Source organism: Brevibacterium sp. 50QC2O2, from assembly GCF_024580675.1.
GTDB lineage: Bacteria > Actinomycetota > Actinomycetes > Actinomycetales > Brevibacteriaceae > Brevibacterium > Brevibacterium moorei.
On record NZ_JANIJZ010000005.1, the window covers coordinates 1 to 20538 of the forward strand.

Genomic DNA, 20538 nt, shown 5'->3' on the forward strand with positions numbered 1-20538 from the left:
TGGAACGGCCCGACCACCGCGGCGACACGCGCAGGCACATCACACCCGAACAGTACAATCACCTACAACATGAGACAACGACGCCGCGATCAAGCACAAACCCCAACCCGTGAAAAATCGAGGCTAGTTGTACATCCCTCATCTCGAATGTCATACAACACGTTACGAAGCCGTTTGGCTGGAAATAGTGAGCGAGGATTGGCGGATTCGCCGTTGCCGCGGTTGAGAATCTTGAAGTGCCTGCCCCCCAATCCCATGTTGAAGACGACTTAGAGAATGAGTTTCTCTTTATCGCCGTCTGAGCCCGCTCGAGAGCCGATGCATCTGGAACAGGAAATCGCTGCGGCATATGGAGTCAGTGCGCCAAGGCAATACCTACCCCTGACGGCGTTGCAGCAACTCCTCCAGGAAAGTGATGAGCCCGCAGACGAAGAGCAGGCCCTGCACAGTGTTACGTCGATTGAACTGCCGGCCACTGATCGTGTGTGCCGTCGCGTTGCGGTTAAAAGTTGACGGCACGGTGTCACCATTCTTCGCCCAGAACTGCTGGTAGGCTTGCCACATGGGAGCAAGGGCAATGAATTTTCGGATTCCGAATTTCTTGTAAGCGTCCGAATTCGGTGTTTTCTTATTGGGCGTGTAGAGATAGCGTTTGTCCCCGAGATAATCGATCAAGAGAGCATCCGTGAGTGAGCCAACGAGAGCTTGGGCCGCGCGACTGTGCCCAGCGTCAAGGGCGTCGAGAGCGGCAATCGCAGTCGATACGTAGGTGGCGAGAGCCTCTGATTCGCAAGACTCCAGTGCCTCACGGCAGTCAGATGAGATCGCCTTCCATCTTCGACCCAGTGTTTCCCGTCGCTTCTGCGCGCTGTCGGCACGGATGAGCGCAGTCGCAATGCTCTGACGAGGAACGTTGTAGAGACCGATGCCGTCGAGCATGACCACAGCCTCCACGCCGTCAAGGTCGAGGCCCTCGATATCCCGAAGGTTCGGTGGCCAGAAGGCCGCCTTCAGCGTGTCGAGGTTCGGGATGATGTTCTTGAACCAAGACGCCTGCTGTACGCGGAACTGTTCCGCGAGTTTCGTATAATGGCTGATCGCACCGAGGTCAACGTTTTTCGCGAGTTGCTCAATGATTGACTGTGCTTGGAGCTGTGTGGCGCTGAATCGCCTGATGGCATCACTGTTGATGATGGCCAAGTTCTTGGTCCAAGCGCTTTGTGTCTGGGCGGCAGAGAAGGCAGACTTCGCGATCTGGTCGTAGACACCGAGCGCACCCGTGAACCTCTTGATCACTTCGGGTGAGATCCCGATCTGTGGCCTCTGGGGTAGGGCGAATTTCGGGATCTTGTAGTTGGCAAGCGGGTTGACGATTGAAGGGCGGATCTTCTCGACGAACTTCCGGAGCTCCTCCTGGTCGTTTGGAGCCAACTCGTCCTGCAGCACATCTGAGGTCTTCGATCGTCGGTTCTGAAGGGATTTTCTAAGCGTCTCGCTTGTTGTATCCGACGAAGATTCCTGGTTCCTTTCGTCTTTCTCGCCGCCCTCTGCCTCCTCGGGCATGTCGGACTCCTCAGGACTCTCCGCCTTTTCATCGTCCATGGTATGAAGCCTACTATTGCTCGCAGTTGGAGACGCTCAGACCTGCGAGAAAGTGCCAGCGTCCATACCTTAACCGTTGCCCAGTGCCGTGATGCGGTTCGGCATCGAATACAACACTGTGAGTAGTGGAACGCAGAAGCGCCATGGGGTAGAAGCCCAGCCAGCTCCACGTCTCGTGCAACACTCACGTCATCGGGAGCAATTTGACAGGGGTCGTGCCTGCACGCGATGGCGGTGAGAGAAATCCACTGCACGAGTGTTACAACCCCGACATTCGCTAGGAGGAATCGATGAGATCGGAGACGAAGTCCGGGACGGTTTCGGGGATTGTGAAGGCATGGCGGCTTTGCGTGGGCAGTCCGCCCATCGTCTCGATGACCCCTGGGGTGCCGTCGCCCGGCATTCCGTAGTGTTCCGGGCTCGCCGCGAACAGTGCGTTCAGGGCCCTGCGGGAGGCCTCGAGCTCTCACGCGTCGATGCCGGCATCGTCCACGGTATCTGTGGGCGTGGTGGCCGTGCCGGAGACTTTCGCTCAGGTGGCGATGGCGTCCTGAATGGCGTTTCCGGTGGTCATCGTTCGGTCCTTTCCCTGGATGTATCAAGCGCGCGTGCCGGTCAGTTTGGTCTTGACGATGCCCACCTTGAGGGTGCCGCTCAGCGCATCGCCGTCCACGGTGCCCGCCAGCTTGGCCTTGACGTGTCCGACGGGACCATCGGCCTCGATCGCGCCGGTGAAGTTCGCGCCGTTGACCCTGCCGTCCTGGATTTCGGCATTGATGCCCACGACATCGACCCCGCCTGTCAGGGTTGAGCCGTCGGTGTGCAGGGTGATCACGCCCTGCCGGCCGCGGGCCTCGACGTTCCAGGTTCCGTCCACCGTGCCCGTTGCCGCGCCGGTGCCGGCCTCCGGGTCCATCAGTGCGGCCTCTTCTGCCGCATCGGCCTGCCTCTTGGCATAGGCGATCTTCATGGAGTTGACGACCTCGAGGGCGAAGTGGAGTTTGTGGCCGTCGGCGATGGCGCGCGGGGAGGAACCGGGGGCGATGAAGATCGACTTCACCTCGACCCGGTTATCACTCGGGCGGAACTGGTGCAGGGCGCCCACATGGAAGTTCGTATCGTCGCTCTTGAACGCCATTTCGCCGAACACTGCTACCGGGTAGGACTCGTCGCGCTTGTCCGCCAGGTAGTCCGGGACCGTGTCGTGGGCGACGCCGTGCATATAGACGGGGCCGCCGAACATGCCGAAGGTCTCCGCACCGCGCTGGCCCGATTCGATATCGCCGATGATGATGAAGTGCTCCGGGTTGGTCGCCAGGGCGTCGTACTGCGATGCCGCGCCGCCGATGATCGCCATGGTCTCCTGGAATTCCACGCCGGTGGCTTCGATGACGATCTCCGCGGTGTGCAGATTCGAGGGGTCGTAGTCTGCAGCCCAGCCGCGCCAGCGGGCCTCGGAATCGGCCAGAACGTCCTTGTAGACCTCCAGGAATCCGTCTTCGCCCAGGTCGCTGCGTGCCTCCAGGGAGATCTGCTCGGCCCGTTCGGGGTCGAGCCAGTTGAGGTCCAGATGGGACAGCTCCCGGTCGCCGTCCTTGAGCTGTACGCCCAGCGCCTTGAGTTCGTGCAGGACGTGCAGGGTGCGATCGTATTCGACGCGACGCAGCTGGGATTCGCTCCAGTTCTCCCCGTCGATGGTGACGGTGTAGGCGAGTTCGGACATGGTGCCTCCTCTTGTGCTTCCGGCCTTCGCCGGTTCCCTTGCCGAGGTTCCGGCCGGGTGGCCGCATCGGCTTGAGTGGAGGAATACCCTCCACATAAATGGAGTATAGTCCTCCACATTAGGGTTTCAAGCCCGTGGACCTGAGAATTGGACGGATGCAGGGCTGTGCTGGAGGCGGCCCGGGGAAGCGGAGGACGGGGAGACGATGCGAGCGGATGCGAAGGCCAATCACGATGCGATCATCAGGGCGGCGCACGCCCAGCTGGCCGCGCACGGCGCCGATGTGCCGCTGTCCGCCGTCGCCGAGGCCGCGGGGGTGGGGATCGCGACGCTCTACCGCAACTTCCCGACCCGCGATGCGCTGATCCGGGCGGTGCTCGGGGATATGTCGGAAGTGCTCCGGGGGATAGTCGCACGGGCTCTGGCCGCGCTGGACCGGGACCCGCAGACCGGCTGGCGGGACTTCGTCCATGCGGTCGCGCGATTGCGGCCGGGGGCCCTGACCTCGGTGTTCGCGGCGCAGTTCGTCCGCGACGACCACATCCCGGCCAGCATCGAGGCGCAGCGCTCGCATTCGATGGAGGCCGTGCAGGGCGTGTTGGACCGGGCTCGGGAGGCCGGCCTGGTGGCGCCGGACCTGACGGCCGCGAAGTTCCAGATGGGGATCGCCTCGATCACCCGTCCGCTGCCGGACGTTGCGGCGCCGGCCATCGCCGAACACCAGGCCTGGCTGGTGGACGTGTTCCTCAAGGGTTTGCGTCCCTGAGCAAACGGTAGGGCCATTTGTGTCCGTCTCCTTGAATAGACTGGGCACATGATCACAGGCACTTTGAAGAGCAAGATCGACCGCGTCTGGGACGCCTTCTGGTCGGGCGGTATTTCCAATCCGCTGGAGGTGATCGAACAGATCACCTATCTGCTGTTCATTCGCCGGCTGGACATGAAGCAGCAAGCGGCGGAGGCCGCCGCGCAGTTCACCGGAGAGGTCGCCAACCCCGTATTCGGTCCCGGTGATGCACACCTGCGGTGGTCGAACTTCAAGAACGTGGACGCAGACGATATGTTCACCGTGGTACGCGATGATATCTTCCCGTTCCTGCGCGGGCTGGGCGAACACACCACAGTGGCGGTGACCGATGATGAGGAATCGACCTACGCCGAACACTTGTCAGGTGCACGGTTCACCATTCCCAGTCCGGCTCTGCTGTCCAAGGTCGTGGACATGCTGGACGAGATCGACCTGGACAACCGGGATACGAATGGCGATCTATATGAATACCTACTGTCCAAGATCGCCAGTGCCGGTGTCAACGGGCAGTTCAGGACCCCGCGGCACATCATCAGCACGATGGTCGACATGATGGAGCCCACCGCGCAGGACACGATCTGCGATCCTGCCTGCGGCACAGCGGGCTTCCTAATGGAGGCCAGCGAGTACATCCGTGCGAACCACCCCGAGGCCCTGCGCAATAAGCGGGACCGGGAACACTTCCACCGGGATATGTTCCATGGCTTCGACTTCGATTCGACCATGCTGCGCATCGGTTCGATGAACATGTTGCTGCACGGGGTGGACAGGCCCGATATTCGCTACCGCGATTCGCTGTCCGAAGACGCTTCCGGGGACCGGGACCGCTACAGCCTGATCCTGGCGAATCCGCCCTTCGCAGGGTCGCTGGATTATGAGCAGACCAGTGCTGATCTGCTGCGGACAGTGAAGACGAAGAAGACGGAACTGCTGTTCCTGGCTCTGTTCCTGAAACTGTTGAAACCCGGTGGCCGGGCTGCGGTGATTGTGCCGGATGGAGTGCTGTTCGGGTCGAGCAAGGTGCATAAGACACTGCGCACAATGCTGGTCGAGGACCACAAACTGGATGCGGTGGTGAAACTGCCCAGTGGTGTGTTCAAGCCCTATGCGGGGGTGTCCACCGCGATCCTGTTCTTCACCCGGACCGATGCCGGCGGCACGGACGACGTGTGGTTCTACGATGTGCAGGCCGATGGATTCAGCTTGGACGATAAGCGCAATCCTGTGGATGCGAACGACCTGCCACAGGTGGTGGAGCGCTGGCGGGCTCTGCATGGCGATGATCAGGCCGCAGCCGAGGCCGAGCGCACCAGAGCGCGCACGGAACGTTCGTTCGTGGTTCCGAAGGCGGAAATTGCCGGCCAGGACTACGATCTGTCGATCAATCGGTATAAGGAAATCGTCTACGAAGAGGTCGAGTACCGGGAGCCGCTGGATATCATCGCTGACGTTGAGGCGTTGAACAAGGAGATCGAAGCGGACCTGGCGCAACTGAAGGAGATGCTCAAATGAGCAAGGTTTCCCATATCGGCGATGTCTCCGAACAAATCCGCGGTGTGACATTCAAAAAAGGTCAATCTGTGGAGAAACCTGGCGATGGTCTTGTTGCGGTGCTCCGGGCTGGAAATATTCAAGAAGAGCTGGTCACAGATTCAGGCCTTGTGTATGTTACTCAAAGACTGGTGCATGAACGTCAGATGCTTCGCCCAAACGATGTTGTTATCGCGACGTCGAGCGGAAGTCGAGAAATAGTAGGAAAAGCAGCGGCCGTTGTCCATCCAGTGGAAGCATCTTTCGGAGCGTTCCTCAAAGTATTGAGGCCAAAGGCTGGCGTGAATCCCCGCTATTTCTTTCATTACTTTAAGACTCCTAAATATCGAAATAAGATATCAAGCATCGCGGCAGGCGCAAACATTAATAATTTAAGAAACTCTGACCTCGATAACCTTGAAATTCCGCTTCCAAGCTTGTCTGAGCAGAAGCGGATCGCCAGTATCCTGGACAAGGCCGATGCGATCTGCCAGAAGCGCCGAGCCGCCCTGGCCCACCTGGACTCCCTCACCCAATCCATCTTCCACGACATGTTCGGACATATGCCGGCAAATGCTACTGTTGCAGAGATCGTAAATCAGAAAAGTGATATACGAACTGGTCCTTTTGGAAGTCAGCTGCTGCATGATGAATTTGTATCGTCAGGGATTTCTGTTCTTGGACTCGACAACGTTGTGGGAAATAGATTCCTGCCAGGTAAAGAGCGATATATAACACAAGACAAGTATAGCGAGCTGAAACGGTACACAGTTTATCCTGGAGACGTGCTCGTCAGTATCATGGGAACGACCGGTAGATGTGTAGTGGTTCCAGAGGGGATTCCGACCTCAATAAATACTAAGCATATTTGCGCCATTACTGTTGACCTAACTTCTGTGGTCCCAGAATTTCTGAGGGCGGTTTTTCTGTGGCATCCTGATTCCAGGCGACATTTGCTTCGCCAGACTAAAGGGTCGATCATGAGCGGGTTGAATATGTCGATTATTAAAGCTATGCCCGTTCCTGTTCCTTCGATGGATGAACAAGTGAAATTCTCCAATATATCGATTGCGATTGAGCATAGAAGGGGTCGCTTTATTGAGTTACTGCAACAGGACGACACCCTCTTTGCCTCCCTCCAGTCCCGAGCCTTCAAAGGAGAACTATGACTCTCGACTCTTTGTCCTCCCGCGCTAGCGAGATGCCAGTGTGGGAGGGATTCGTCGTACCTGCGCTGCGGGTTCTAGAGGACGGCGAAGTCAGGAAGAACGGTGCAATATACACGTTGGTGGCTGATCTGACCGGGCTTACGGCGGAACAACGGGCTGAGGTGATTAGTTCGGGCCAGACGCGGTATTGGAACAGGATCGGCTGGGCACTGTCGTTCTTGACGCGGGTTGGTGCAGTAGTCCGTCCTTCCCGGGGTCGGTATCAAATAGCCGAGGGTGGCCGGCAACTGCTGGCGGCGTTCCCGCAGGGCGTTACGGAGAAGCAGTTCGATGCCTGGTTGGCAGAATCTGAACCCGTGCACTCTCACTCCGCGCTCCACGAGTACATCCCCTCGGAACGCACGGCCAAGAAGTCGGCAGCTCCGCTGGAAACGCTGTCTCCCGGAAACGTGGTGCCAACCGCGGGAGCAATCGTGGTGCCGATGACTTCGGCGTCTCCGGAAGAAGAAATTCAGTCCGGTATTGCCAGGATTGAAGCCGACGTTGCGGAAGCTCTTCTAACGCGCTTACAGGAATCCGATCCCACTTTCTTCGAAGAGGCCGTCGTCAAACTGCTCCTGGCCATGGGCTATGGCGGAGCGGAGCAGAGAGGTCGCCGGATCGGTGGAACCGGTGATGGCGGAGTGGACGGTGTCATCGACCAGGATCCACTGGGCCTGGACCAGATCTATGTCCAGGCCAAGCGTTATGCGACGGGGAACAATGTGGGGCGTGAGACGATTCAGGCTTTCGTGGGTGCGCTGACGGGTAGGTCCGCTGATAGTGGTGTGTTCATTACGACCAGCGACTTCACTAGTGGGGCCCGAGAATACGCCCGCATGGTGTCCACCCACATCGTCTTGATCAACGGTGCCCGACTGACCGACCTGATGATCAAGTACAAGGTGGGCGTCCAGGTCGCAAACACCTACGAAGTAGTAGAAATCGACGAAGATTTCTTCGAGTAGCTTCCAGCCTGATTGCCACTTCAACCAATTTTGTATGTCTCCAGTGTTGGTATTGTGGACCCGAGGGGGAAGGAGAGAAGTTTGATACAGGCGAATTTCTGGTGCAAATTTGTCCACTCATTCTGGTTTCCGCATATTTTGGTGGTTCTGCGATAACTCAACGAGGAAAAATCGGACTACTAATTATCGCTGTAATGATGGTTTTAACGTACGTCTTGGCGGAATTGGTAAATTTAGCTCTTGCTGGCGTGGAGGAGTGGATGTTTAGGACGTCCGGAATTCATCCCGAAGGGGACCCTGTTGAACGACCTACTTTCGCTGGTACTGCCGTCACTGTTTTCGTGTTCGTCTGCGGCTGGGTTCTCGGAGAGATAGATTTGAGGAACAGGGATTCATTAGAAGATTTCGGGTACTCCCCATCTAAGCGCATCGATGTTTCATTTCTAAAGTGGATAACTCGGAGTCGAGTCATACTTATTCTATCGCTGACCATTATTTTCGAGTACAAGTTTGGCGGAATTGAATCAGGAGCGTCACCGGTAGGCTTTGCTCTCTTTGCGGCCATGGTGTTGTTTGTGTCGTTCGGGCACCCGCTCGGCACCGGATCACTGGGCGACCGAGTTATTTTAAAGTGCGCTAAAGCGTCGCGCCGACGGCTTTTGTTATGGCGAGTAGCGCTTGTCGTATTATGTGTGCTCATGCTGCTTGTTCCGCAGTATTTTGGTGTAAATGTCGGCGCTTGGGGCGTGGATCCGTACTGGCAATTAGTGGTATTGACAGCTGTCGGGTCCACATGTTCGTTTGGTTTACACCGCATATATTTGTCGAGTGAATCTGAATTCGCGAAAGAATCATCGGAGCGTGCGATATTGGGCAAGTCTCAAGCGACTGCGGCTGAGGTTGCTTGGGGTCTCTTAACAGTATCATTATCTTTTATTCCAACAGCTCTGGGGCTCGGGTGGTTTGCGAACGTTTTAACTATATTAGTGATAACATTCGGAGTTAGCCAGTTACGCTTGAAAATTAACGAGGAGGCTTAGAGCACATCTACTCCTAATCTCTGAGTGACCGCACTCTATGAATAGATAAATAGGAATCGTGTTAGGTGTCAAGTGGTTATTGCACCGTGAACGCCCTGTGCTTGTGGTCGCCAGTAGGCATACCGACCGGATCGAAGGCGAAGCGTGCGAGAAGTTCTTGCGAACCACGGTTCCTCATATCGATATTTCTATGAACAACCAGTTGAGAACATTCTTTCCGCACCCTGGATTCCTCTGCGGCAGCAGGAATCTGCCGCATGAACGCCTTGGCCGTCTCGCCACCTGTGTCACGCAGCTGCACAGTCCAGGCGTACCCGTCATTGTGGTGCAGCTGTGCTCGAACCTGCTGTATCGGAGGAGCCGACGTAGTGCTCGCAGGCGTCTAGTACAGGTACCCTGCAGGCAACCGCATCGCCGCTACGATGTTCGTCAGCATGTTGCGGGACAGCTTTGCCCTGGGGCCGGACGGGGCGATAGTGGGGAACTCGGGATCCGGCGGCACGGTCAGCGTGATGATGGCGACCGGTTCGAACCAGGTCCGGGTGTAGTTGGTAGCTTGCGGATGCAGCCGGCCGAATACGCGTCCAGACGTAGGCCCTGCTCGACCTGGTACCAGACCTGCTCGCATTCGCCCCTGGTGCGCACACTGGCGCCCGTGAGTCTCAGCCGTTAGGGATCCCCTGGCCGCCCGCCGTGCCGCGTCCTCGGTCTAGGTGAGGGGATCAGGGTTCCACGGTACATGTACCGGGGCATACCGACTGGGCGCTTTCATGGCTTGTACTCTGGCCACATGAAGCCGGAATCCTTCACCTATGCAGACCGTCACGGTGTCACGATCCATGCCTACCGCTGGCCCGCGCACGAGCCCCGGGGCATCGTGCAGATCTCCCATGGGATTGGCGAGCACGCCCTGCGCTATGATGCCTTCGCCCAGGCTCTGAACGCGGCCGGCTACACGGTCTATGCCGATGATCATCGCGGCCACGGGGCCACAGGCCTGGGGCAATACGCGCAGGACCCCGCACGTTTGGGCCGTCCCGGTGCCGGCGGGCTCCTGGCAGCCGAGGACGCGAGCTGTCAGCTGACCGGCATTGCCCGCCGTGCGCATCCGGGCCTGCCGGTAATCATGTTCGCCCACTCCTGGGGATCTCTGATGGCCCAGCGCATTCTGAACCGGACGCCGCGCGTATGGGATTCGCTGGCGCTCTCCGGCACCGCCTACCGGACCCTGCGGCACATGGAATCCGGCGAACTCAATGCGCAGTGGGCCGGGACCCGTGCCGACGGCACCCCGGCCTCGGGTTTCGAATGGCTCAGCCGGGACCCTGCCACGGACCGGGCCTTCGCGGCCGATCCGCTGTGCTTCGACGCAAAGACGCCTAAGCTGCTGGGCCCGTTGGACACCCTGCGGCTGTTGGGCCGACCGCGGCGGGGCCTGGCCGCCGAGGTTCCGATCCTCATCACTGCGGGTTCCGACGATCCCCTGAGCCGAGGCGATGGCCTGGAGCGCTTGGCCACCGCCTATCGTGCCCGAGGGGTGCAGGACGTGGAACTGCGGATCTACCCCGGCGCCCGACACGAAATCCTCAACGAGACGAACCGCGCCGAGGTGATCGAGGATCTGATCTCTTGGATAGACGCGCGCACGAGGGAGTAAACCGTACTGTGCTCCTCAGGACTGCTCGATGAGCTCCTGATCGAGCACGTCGAACTGTTTCCTGATGTCTTCGACAGTCAGTTCTTGGTGCCCCCGGAGGTTGTCGGGTGCATTTTCGAACTTGTCTTTCCAAATCTGATGTGTGTGGGTCTCACGGACCAGATCGAACCCGTCCTTGTACTGGTTCTTTTCAATCACCGCATCGATGATCAACTTCTGGTTATCGTTCAACTTCCCGGCGTCTGCTTCGCCAAAATCCCACGAGTCGATGTAGATCTCACCCTTGTGGAATCTATACAGATCAGTGATCACAGGGCCGTATTTCCAGGCCTTGATCGTGTTGGGGAAGAGCGGGTCGTTAAGCCAGGTGAGATGCCAGCCATCAGCCAGATAGCACAGCTTCTGCAGCTTGATCGCTTGGATGCGTCCGGTCTTCTGGAGGACGTACTGAGCAACGTCGTGAGCGGTTACCGGCATGGTGATCACCTCGTCTCTTTGGTGTCCAATTGTAGTAGACAGCACGGACACCGGGTAGATGTAGTCCGTCATAGGTCCCCCGGTTTGAGGCGAGCACGTACGTCCAAGAGCGGCTTGTCGGAGCGCTTGTCCTCGACTTGTTCTTGACGGTAGATCCCAACGGCCAGCAGCCTGCCGAAGACCTGCATGAGGTTCTCATGGCCCTCGTCCAGGCTGTTGGCTTCGCATGAGTCCACGGACAACACACCGTAGGGGACATCGCCCATATCCGTTCTGACGTTGATGAACGTCTTGTACTGCTTGTCCTTCAGCACGATCCTGTACTTGGGCTCAGACGTGTCGCGAACCTTCTGTGGTTTGCCGGTGTCGAAGACGCTGATCATCCCGTGGTCCGGGTCGTCCTCACGTAGGAATTCCCGTCGGGGCGGGTCGCTGGTCCTGCCGCGATAGTCGAAGCTCTGCAGCTTGCTCGGTGGGCCGTAACCCCGGGTTGTAGCGCCGGGTTTCCCGCTGTCGGGATCACCATCGTCGTCTATGAATACGGGCTTGTACAGAATCGTTCGGGGATCTTTTCCTCCCATCAACTTTGCCAGGGCCTCGAGAGTCTCCCTGACGATGATCTTGCCATCGGGATCTTCTTGTGGATCCTTGACGATGTCCTGAAGCCTCCAGAACATGGACCCCACCGCGTTCGCGACCGCGGACCTATGCTCTTTCGCGGCTTCATTCCCAGCCGTCTGCGCGGCCGTTCGTGCCTGCTTCAGTTCGGCTTCGAGCTGGGCGATTCTGCTCTTGTGCGATCGATCTGATTGGTGAGATGCTCTCATGCACCGGACCAGCCAGAGAACTGCCGCCAGGAGTCCGAGGCCGGCTCCCAGTTTCCACCATCCGTGGAAAGCGAAGAGCCCAGAGGTTGCAAGGCCAATGAGGACAGTGGCAAGCACCTGCGCAGTAACACCAAGGAACCAACCCGGCTCATAGGGTGTTTCATCAGCAGAATCTGTTTTGTCGGCCATGTGTCACTTCTTCGGGGAACCAGGACAGTTGCACAGAAGTGTACCGGGCCCTGTGTCCATCCCCTCTTATACGATGAGCAGGTGAGCAACTTCGCCTTCATCAAAGAGGAATGGCCGCAGGTCTTCGCGGACTGCCGGCGCGCGGAGTACTACATCGCGGCCGATCCCCGGACCGCTTGCATCTACGCCCGCCGCGGGGCCGAAAGCCTGGTCGCGCTGCTCTATCACCTGCGCTCGCTGCCCGAACCGTACAACCCGGACCTGGCCGCGCGGATCAACGCCCCTGACTTCCGCAATCTGGCCGGCACCACCATCGTCAACAAACTGACCCTGATCCGCCGGACCGGTAACACCGCGGTGCACGGGGACCGCCCCATCCGTCCCGACGCCTCCCGGCGGATCGTCGAAGAACTGTTCCACGTGGTCATCTGGGCCGCCTACCGCTTCTCCTCGGTGCCGGACGCAGTGCCCACCGGGCAGGCTTTCGACCAGGCGCGTGCCAGTAAATCGGGCCCGCTGAGCCCCGGTCAACTGCAGGCCCTGGCCGCCAAGATCAAAGACGACGAGGCCGCGCACCAGTCCAGTCTGGACGACCTGGACGCCCAGCTGACCGAAAGCCGGGAACAGCTGGCTGAGAGCCAGGACCGGATATCCGCCCTGGAGAGCCAGCTGGCCGAATACCGGGCCCAGGTCGATGCGGCCCAAGCGGCCAAGACCTCGGCCGACGTCCACGACTACGACGAGGCCCGGACCCGCGCGGATCTGATCGACGCGGATCTACGCGCCGCTGGCTGGGACCCGGATGCCCCGCAGGTCCGTGAATACCCGGTCACGGGCATGCCCAACAAGTCCGGCACGGGCCGGGTCGACTACGTCCTGTGGGGTGCCGGTGGCAAGCCCCTGGCGGTGGTCGAGGCCAAGGCCACTCAGTACAGCTCCGACAAGGGTCAGACGCAGGCCGTGCTCTACGCCAATGCCCTAGAAGACCGATTCGGTACGCGCCCGGCCATTTTCTACACCAACGGCTTCGAGATCTGGTTGTTCGACAACTGGGCCCGCCCCACAGCCGGGGACACCGGCCGGGGCTATCCGCCGCGCACGGTCGCCGGTTACTACACGGCCGAAGAACTCGAACTCCTCATCGCCCGGCGCACCACCCGCAAGCTCCTGGCTCAGGCTGCGATCAACGGTGAAATCGCCGGTGCCGATCGTCCCTACCAGACCCGCGCGATCCGCTCGGTCGACCGGGCATTCGACGACTGGCAGCGCGGGGCGCTGCTGGTTATGGCCACCGGCACCGGCAAGACGCGGACGGCTGTGGCCCTGGTCGACCAGCTGATGAAGGCCGGCTGGGTCAAGCGCGCGCTGTTCTTGGCCGACCGCCGCGAACTGGTCAAACAGGCCGTCGGCGCTTTCAAGGCCCACCTGCCACAGGTCACGACGGTCAACCTGGTTGAGGACAAGGAGGAGACCGGCCGCGTCTACGTCTCCACTTACCCCACCATGTTGGGGCTGACCGAGCGGTTCGGCCCAGGGGCCTTCGACCTGGTCATCATCGACGAGGCCCACCGTTCCGTCTATGCGAAGTACGGCCACCTGCTGCGCTACTTCGACGGCCTGCGCGTGGGCTTGACCGCCACCCCCGTCGACCAGATCGACCGCAGCACCTACCGGTTGTTCAATCTGGAACCAGACGTCCCCACTGACGCCTACGATCTGCCCCAGGCGATCGCCGACGGCTTCCTGGTGCCCTACCGGGGGATTGCCACCGGCACGAAGATCCTGCACGAGGGCCTCGAATACGATCGGCTGACGCCTGAGGAGCGCGAACGCTGGGACGCCCTGGACTGGGGCGGCTGGGAGTCCGATGCCGATGCCCCGGACCAGGTTCGCCAGGGTGATATCAACAGGTGGCTGTTCAATACGGAGACCGTAGACCTGGTGCTGGCCCAGCTCATGCGCGATGGGCACAAGGTGGCCGGCGGCGACCGGCTGGGCAAGACGATTATCTTCGCGAAGAACCAGAAGCACGCCGACTTCATCCTGAGGCGGTTCAACGCCGTCTACCCCGAATACCACGGAGCCTTCGCAGCTGTCATCACCCACAACACGCCCTATGCGGGGTCGCTCATCGACGATTTCAAAGACCCGGATCATGCTCCGCATGTGGCCATCAGCGTGGACATGCTCGACACCGGCATCGACGTGCCCGAACTGGTGAACCTGGTGTTCTTCAAGGAGGTTCACTCCAAGACAAAGTTCTGGCAGATGGTGGGCCGCGGCACCCGCCTGCGCCCCGATCTGTACGGGCCCGGCCAGGATAAGACGGACTTCCTGATCTTCGACTTCTGCGGCAACTTGGAGTACTTCGGTCAGAACCCGCCGGAGGCCTCGGCGCCGGTGCAGAAATCCCTGAGCCACCGGATCTTCGACGCGCGGGTGGCGCTGGCGGTCGCGCTGGGACCCGGCAATGGCCTCGGCTCCGGTCTGCGGGATCTGCTGTGCTCCTATGTGGGCGGGATGAACCGCGACAATCTGCTCATCCGTCCCCACCTGCGGACGGTGGAGCGGTTCGCCGAACGCAGCGCATGGGATGGCCTGGACGCCGCGAATCCGCACGATATGGACCAGGTGGCCGAACTGGGTGGGTTGCCCAGCTCCATACGCAGCACCGAAGACGGCGGGGAGCAGGAACAGGCCAAGCGCTTCGACCTGTTGATCCTCAACGGGCAGCTGGTCGTCCTGGACGATGATGGCGGCGATCCCAAGGCCCTCGAGCGACTGCGCGCCGGGGTGCAGCAGGTGGCCCAGGACCTGCTGGGCAAGACGAATATCCCCGTGGTCGCAGCTCAGGCGCCGTTATTGGAAGACCTCGTGGATGATTCCTGGTGGGTCGACGTGACGGTCGAGCAGCTGGAAGCGGTGCGTATCCGCCTGCGGTCCCTGGCCCGGCTTGCCGACCGAAGCCGGCGCAGCCCCGTCTACACCGATTTCGCCGACGAGGTGATCGCTCCGGTCGAAATCGAGGTCGCCGGGATGACTCCGGGTGTGGACTTCGAACGGTTCAAGCAGAAGGCTCGGTCCTATCTGCGCGAGCACGCGGACAACCTGGCCCTGCGCAAGCTGCAGCGCGGTCGGCAGATCACTGATTCGGACATCGGCGAATTGGAAAGGCTGCTGATCGCCGCCGGTGGGGACGAATCCGCGCTGGAGCGGGCCCAGACCGAGTCCGGTGGGCTGGGCCTGTTCATCCGGTCCCTCGTGGGCCTCGACCGATCCGAGGCCGTTGCCCTGTTTGCTCGGTTCCTCAGCGGGGGCGGTTACAGTCGCGATCAGATCGACTTCGTTGAATTGGTCATCGATGAGCTCACGGAGAATGGTTCGATGGCCGGTTCAAGGTTGTTTCAGGATCCCTATACGGATTTCGGCAGCAGGGGAGTGCTGGACATGTTCCCCGAACGCACGGACATCACCTTCATCATGGACTCATTGGAGCAGGTCACGGCTGCTGCCCGCCCCGCCTGAGTGGCCTGCGCCACTGGTATATAGAACTGTGTTATGGGAACTTTCGTAGCTGGAGAAACCTTGTGTAATGTTGGCCCGAACACTGTGTGATCTATGAGGCTCCCTGTGAGCCGGGTGGCTTCCAGGATCCCTTGATCATCGCCCGCCGTATATGCGGGACGCTGACACAACGCCCCGAAGACAAGGAAGACGCCATGAGCACAGCCGTGCCCAAATCACCGAAGCCGCCCAAGGCACCCAAGTCGGACAAGATCCTCAACTGGATCGAACGCGTGGGCAATAAACTGCCCGAACCGTTCATGCTGTTCCTCATCCTGTTCGCGGTTACTGCTCTGGTCACCACCTTCATGGCCATGGGCAATGTCGAGGTCACGGTGCCCGGCACCGACAAGCCCACCGTCATCAAGGGCCTGCTGACCGGTGAGGGCCTGTCCTGGCTGACGCAGAACATCGGCGAGAACTATGTGGGCTTCCCGCCCCTGAAGACGGTGCTGCCGATCCTGCTGGCGATCGGCATCGCCCTGCACTCGGGCATGTTGGCCGCCCTGATGCGTTCGATGTTCGGCGCTGCCCCGCGCTGGCTGCTGCCCTACGTCGTGGGCATCGTCGGCGTGTTCTCCTCGATCATGGCCGACACCTCGAACATCGTCATCCCGCCGCTGGCGGCCCTGGTGTTCAAGGCCGCAGGGCGCCACCCGGTGGCCGGTCTGCTGGGCGGCTTCGCCGCGGCCGGTGCCGGTTACTCCACGAACTTCGTGCCGACCAGCCTGGACGCCCTGTTCGCCGGCATCACCACCTCGGTCATGGGCACCCTGCCGGGTACCGACTTCGCCCCGGTCAACCCCGTGTCGAACTGGTTCTTCAACATAGTCGCCTCGATCATCCTGGGTCTGCTGGCCGGTCTGCTGATCGACAAGATCATCGAACCACGCATCGTGCGCCTGGGCGTGAGCCGCGATGAGATGGACCCCGATGGCAATGTCAGCACCGAAGACGACGCTGAGACCATGAACGCCAAGCTGGAGCCCAAGGAGAAGAAGGGGCTGTTTTACGCCGGCCTGGTCACCGTGGTCGTCGCTGCGGTCGTGCTGTGGGCTGTTCTCATCCCGAACTCCCCGTGGCGCAATGAGGGCGGCGGCTTCCTGCCGAAGTCCCCGCTGCTGGATTCGATCGTCTTCCTGGTCTTCCTGTTCTTCATCGTGCCCGGCCTGGTTTACGGCTGGACCGTCGGGAAGATCCGCAATATCAACGATGCGACGAAGATGATGGGCGAATCCATCAAGGAGATGCTGGGCTTCCTGATCCTGGCCTTCATCCTGGGCCAGTTCATCGCCCTGTTCAACTGGTCGGGCATCGGTGCCTGGATCGCCGTGACCGGCGCGAACTTCCTCGAGAGCATTCACCTGACCGGCTTCGCCGCCATCGTGGGCTTCATCCTGCTGGCCAGCGTGCTCAACCTGTTCATCACGTCTGGCTCGTCCATGTGGTCGATCATGGCCGCGGTGTTCGTGCCCCTGTTCGCGCTGATCGGCTACGAGCCGGCCTTCACCCAGGCGGCCTTCCGCGTGGGCGACTCCGCGACCCAGGTGATGACGCCCATGAACCCCTACATGGTGGTCCTGCTGGGCATGCTGCGCCGCTATGAGCCCAGCGCCGGCCTGGGCACCCTGATGGCGCGCATGCTGCCGTTCACGATCGTGTTCTGGATCGTCTGGCTGATCCTGCTGGCCATCTGGTTCTTCGCGGACCTGCCCCTGGGCCCGGGCAACGGCATCTTCCTGCCCTGATCGCCCGGCTCGGAGCGGCTCAGCCTGCCCCGATGACGTCCACCCCCACCGCTTCGAAGGGAGCGGTGGCGGGGTCGTCATCGGGGCAGTCCGTTATCAGGGTCCACCCCGCGGGCAGATGGGCCCAGGCGGGGATGCCCTCGGAGCGGAACTTCGAGCGGTCGGCCAGCACCACGGAGCGGCCCGACCTGCGCGCCACATACTCCTTGACATAGGCCTCGTCCAGGGTGGGTTCGCCCAGCCCCGCCTGCGCATCGACCCCGTCGCAGCCCAGGAAGCACAGATCGAACCTGAAACGCGAGAGCCCGTCGATCGCCAGTGGCCCGACGGTGCCGTGGGACCCGGTGGTCAGGGTCCCGCCGATGACCTCGACGGTGACCTGGGGGATGGTGCTCAGCAGCAATGCGGTCTCCAGCCCACGGGTGACCACGGTGATTCCCGTGGGGGCGCCGTCGTGCAGATCCGCCTGTTCGGTCAGCGCATCGATCAGCGCCAGGGTGGTGGACCCCGCGTCTACGAAGACCGTCGCCCCCTGATGGATCAGGCCCGCCGCCACGCGACCGATTCCGTTCTTCGACTCGGTATTCGTCGCCACCCGCTCCGCCAGGGAACGTTCGGTGAAGGGCACGGCGGTGATCGCCCCGCCGTAGGTCCGGGCCAGATCGCCGGATGCGGCCAGGGCGGCCAGATCCCGCCGGATCGTGGATTCGGAGACGTGCAGGACCTGGGCCAGCCGGTCCACGCGTGTGGTGCCGGCACCCACCAGGCGCACCAGGTCCTGCCTGCGCAGCCTGGTGCCCTGATGGGTGGTGCGCGGGGCGGACGTCACCTGGGCAGGTACTCCGCGCGGATCCGATCGGCGAAGGGCGCGTAGTCCAGCGCGGCCCGGTAGGCCGAGCGCATGGTGCCGGCATCGGCGATTCCCTGGCCGGCGATGTCGAAGGCCGTGCCGTGGTCCACGCTGGTGCGCAGGATCGGCAGGCCCACCGTGACGCTGATCGTGCCGTCGAAGTCGAAGGTCTTCGCCGCGATGTGGCCCTGATCGTGGTACTGCGAGAGCACACCGTCGTAGCGGCCCTGCAGCGCCTGGTGGAACACGGAGTCCGATGGGATGGGACCGGCGACCTGCAGGCCCTCGGCGTTCACCCGTTCGACGGCCGGGCGCAGGATCTCGATCTCCTCATCGCCGAAGTGACCGTTCTCCCCGCCGTGGGGGTTGATCGCGGCGGTGGCCAGGCGCGGCTGATCGATCCCGTAGACCTGCAGGGCGCGGTGGGCCCGGCGGATCGAATCGGCCTGATTGTCCACATCGATGCTGTTCAGGGCATTGCGCAGCGACATGTGGCGGGTGGCGAAGAAGATGTGCGCATGGTGGCCCGGCTTCAATGACCGTTCCACGACGAACATCGTGTCCTGCTTGGTCACCCCGGTCAGGGCGCCCAGCATCTCCGTGTGCCCCAGGTGTTCGGAGCCGGCGGCCCAGATGGCCTCCTTGTTGATCGGCCCCGTCACGATGCCGGCCACCCGCTGGTCCATCGCGGCCTGGGTGGCGACCTCGATCGCGGTCACTGCTGCCCGGCCGGCGCGCGCGTCCACGGTGCCCCATTCGGGCAGATCATCGCCGAGCACACCGATGTCGAAGACGTCGATGACGCCCGCGCCGGCCTTGGGCACGTCCCAGGAGTCTACGGTGCGGACCTCGACGTCCAGGCCCAGGGCCGCCACGGCCCTGCGCATCGCGGTGGCATCGGCGACGGCGATGCCGTGCTGCGAGTCGTCCTCGGCGTATTCGCTGAGGACCTGGGCGGTGATCTCCGGGCCGATGCCGTTCGGATCTCCGGGGGTCAGGGCGAGGATGGGTGCTGTCACGGTGTGTCCCTTCATCGGTGTGTGTTCAAAGAATAGAGGGCGTCGATGCACATGCCCGCGGCGGACTCGTCGCCCACCAGCCCTCCCTTGGTGACGATCGGCAGGCCGGCGTGGGGTCCACCCACGATCCGCCCGGCAGTGGCCAGCGGCAGGACCTCGAAGTCCACGGCGATTCCGGCGCCGTCGATCGCGCCGAGCACTGCGGTGGTGACGTCCCCGCCGGTGGTGTAGAGGCCCAGGGCGCCCTGGACCTCGGCCAACACCTGCGCGGTCACCGCGCCCAGGGCCTCGGTCAGGGCGTCGGAGGCGCGGGTGTTCATGTCGAGCAGATCGGATTCGTCGAGCACGGTGGCCAGCAGCAGCACCTCGGGGCGTTCCCGCCATGCCTCGAGCACGGCCGCTGCAGTGGCCGCCACATCGATCCGTGGGTCCCGGGCCGGCCTGCCGGGCAGGTAGACGGGTCGGCGCACCGCAGTCGAGCGGTGCTCGGCCAGTCTGGCCAACTGGGCGCGGGTGAGGTCGGTGGCCGAACCCGAAACCGCCAGTACCGTGCCCGAGGTCCGCAGCAGTCCCAGCGCCTGGGCCAGCGCCCGGGTGCCCGGTCCGGGGTCGACGCCGACGAACAGGGCCTCGGGAGCGGCCGCCACGGCAGCGCGCGCCACGGCCAGCAGGTCCGCGTCTGTCCGCGCATCGGCGACGATGAAATCGGGTAGGGCACCCGGTGTGAGCAGATCGCGCAGGCGCTGGGCCAGGGCCTCGGGTCCGGCGTCGATATCGTCAACGTCGACGTGGACGATGCGCGGTTCATGACCCAGAACTTCGGCCGCGCCGGAACGCAGCGCCGTGTCCACGGAGGAATCGGTGATGGGGGAGCGGACGTCGTGGGCCAGCTCGGTGTCCTCCAGGGGCACCCCGCCCATGGTCTGCAAGCCGTGGATGGTCTGCCTGTCGGCACCGGGGAAGGCCGGCATGCACAGGCCGACCACCGGGGTGTCCGAGCCGTGCTCGTCGAGCAGCCGACGCGCGCTCGCCAGGACGGCGGCGGCCTCGGCGCCCAGATTGCCGCGCAGGGTCGAATCGCAGCGCGAAGACAGCAGGCGGGCGGGCCAACCGGCCTCCACTACGGCCGAGGTCGCTGCGGCTGCCGCGATCGCCGGCATGTGGCGGGAGTCGGTGGTTACGGAGACCACCCGGTAGTTGGCGGCGAACTCGGCGATCTGCTCCGGGTCCACCGTGGCGTGCAGGGTCACGGCTCCCAGCCGGCGCAGGCCGACGGCTGCGGCATTGGCCCCGGTCAGGTCGTCTGCGGCGATGAGGACGTCGGCCAT

Annotated in this window: 15 protein-coding genes; 8 read left to right on the top strand and 7 right to left on the bottom strand. The window is 61.9% G+C overall.

Annotated features, from left to right (window positions below):
• Positions 1–375 precede the first annotated feature (375 nt).
• Entirely contained in the window at positions 376–1602 is a 1227-nt protein-coding gene (locus NQ038_RS05510; protein WP_257061981.1) for a hypothetical protein, read from the bottom strand.
• Between the two features lie 598 nt (positions 1603–2200).
• Positions 2201–3325 carry a hypothetical protein gene (locus NQ038_RS05515; RefSeq protein WP_257061982.1) on the bottom strand — a complete coding sequence of 375 codons (1125 nt, stop codon included), beginning with the start codon at positions 3323–3325 and terminating at the stop codon, positions 2201–2203.
• Between the two features lie 205 nt (positions 3326–3530).
• Between NQ038_RS05515 and NQ038_RS15370 the strand changes: the two genes are divergently transcribed.
• From NQ038_RS15370 to NQ038_RS05550, 6 genes are all read left to right on the top strand, one after another.
• Positions 3531–4091 carry a TetR/AcrR family transcriptional regulator gene (locus NQ038_RS15370; protein WP_306427774.1) on the top strand — a complete coding sequence of 187 codons (561 nt, stop codon included), beginning with the start codon at positions 3531–3533 and terminating at the stop codon, positions 4089–4091.
• Between the two features lie 48 nt (positions 4092–4139).
• Positions 4140–5645: a class I SAM-dependent DNA methyltransferase gene (locus NQ038_RS05530; RefSeq protein WP_257061983.1), complete on the top strand. Its 1506-nt coding sequence runs from the start codon at positions 4140–4142 to the stop codon at positions 5643–5645.
• Positions 5642–6832, top strand: coding sequence for a restriction endonuclease subunit S (locus NQ038_RS05535; protein WP_257061984.1), 1191 nt, complete (start codon positions 5642–5644; stop codon positions 6830–6832). Before NQ038_RS05530 ends, NQ038_RS05535 begins: the two co-directional genes overlap by 4 nt.
• Positions 6829–7839, top strand: a complete 1011-nt coding sequence (locus NQ038_RS05540) for a restriction endonuclease (RefSeq protein ID WP_257061985.1) — start codon at positions 6829–6831, stop codon at positions 7837–7839. Before NQ038_RS05535 ends, NQ038_RS05540 begins: the two co-directional genes overlap by 4 nt.
• A 194-nt stretch (positions 7840–8033) precedes the next feature.
• Positions 8034–8879, top strand: coding sequence for a hypothetical protein (locus tag NQ038_RS05545; protein ID WP_257061986.1), 846 nt, complete (start codon positions 8034–8036; stop codon positions 8877–8879).
• 790 nt (positions 8880–9669) lie between these two features.
• Positions 9670–10536, top strand: coding sequence for a lysophospholipase (locus NQ038_RS05550; RefSeq protein WP_257061987.1), 867 nt, complete (start codon positions 9670–9672; stop codon positions 10534–10536).
• 15 nt (positions 10537–10551) lie between these two features.
• On the opposite strand, the gene NQ038_RS05555 is transcribed toward NQ038_RS05550, so the two are convergent.
• The gene (locus tag NQ038_RS05555) at positions 10552–11085 is read right to left on the bottom strand and encodes a Panacea domain-containing protein (RefSeq protein ID WP_257061989.1); all 534 of its coding nucleotides are present in this window, start codon (positions 11083–11085) and stop codon (positions 10552–10554) included.
• Positions 11082–12029 carry a hypothetical protein gene (locus tag NQ038_RS05560; protein ID WP_257061994.1) on the bottom strand — a complete coding sequence of 316 codons (948 nt, stop codon included), beginning with the start codon at positions 12027–12029 and terminating at the stop codon, positions 11082–11084. Before NQ038_RS05560 ends, NQ038_RS05555 begins: the two co-directional genes overlap by 4 nt.
• An 81-nt stretch (positions 12030–12110) precedes the next feature.
• On the opposite strand from NQ038_RS05560, the gene NQ038_RS05565 reads away from it, so the two are divergent.
• Positions 12111–15554, top strand: coding sequence for a DEAD/DEAH box helicase family protein (locus NQ038_RS05565; protein WP_257061995.1), 3444 nt, complete (start codon positions 12111–12113; stop codon positions 15552–15554).
• A gap of 194 nt (positions 15555–15748) precedes the next feature.
• Positions 15749–17341, top strand: a complete 1593-nt coding sequence (locus NQ038_RS05570; protein WP_257057023.1) for an AbgT family transporter — start codon at positions 15749–15751, stop codon at positions 17339–17341.
• Between the two features lie 19 nt (positions 17342–17360).
• Here NQ038_RS05570 and NQ038_RS05575 read toward each other — a convergent pair whose 3' ends face one another.
• From NQ038_RS05575 to NQ038_RS05585, 3 genes are read right to left on the bottom strand one after another with little or no spacing between them, the layout of a single operon-like run.
• On the bottom strand, positions 17361–18170 hold the full coding sequence (locus NQ038_RS05575) for a DeoR/GlpR family DNA-binding transcription regulator (protein WP_257057021.1): 810 nt from the start codon (positions 18168–18170) through the stop codon (positions 17361–17363).
• The gene (pdxA, locus tag NQ038_RS05580) at positions 18167–19210 is read right to left on the bottom strand and encodes a 4-hydroxythreonine-4-phosphate dehydrogenase PdxA (RefSeq protein WP_257061997.1); all 1044 of its coding nucleotides are present in this window, start codon (positions 19208–19210) and stop codon (positions 18167–18169) included. The genes NQ038_RS05575 and pdxA overlap by 4 nt, the downstream gene beginning before the upstream one ends.
• A gap of 11 nt (positions 19211–19221) precedes the next feature.
• The gene (locus NQ038_RS05585; RefSeq protein ID WP_257061998.1) at positions 19222–20538 is read right to left on the bottom strand and encodes a four-carbon acid sugar kinase family protein; all 1317 of its coding nucleotides are present in this window, start codon (positions 20536–20538) and stop codon (positions 19222–19224) included.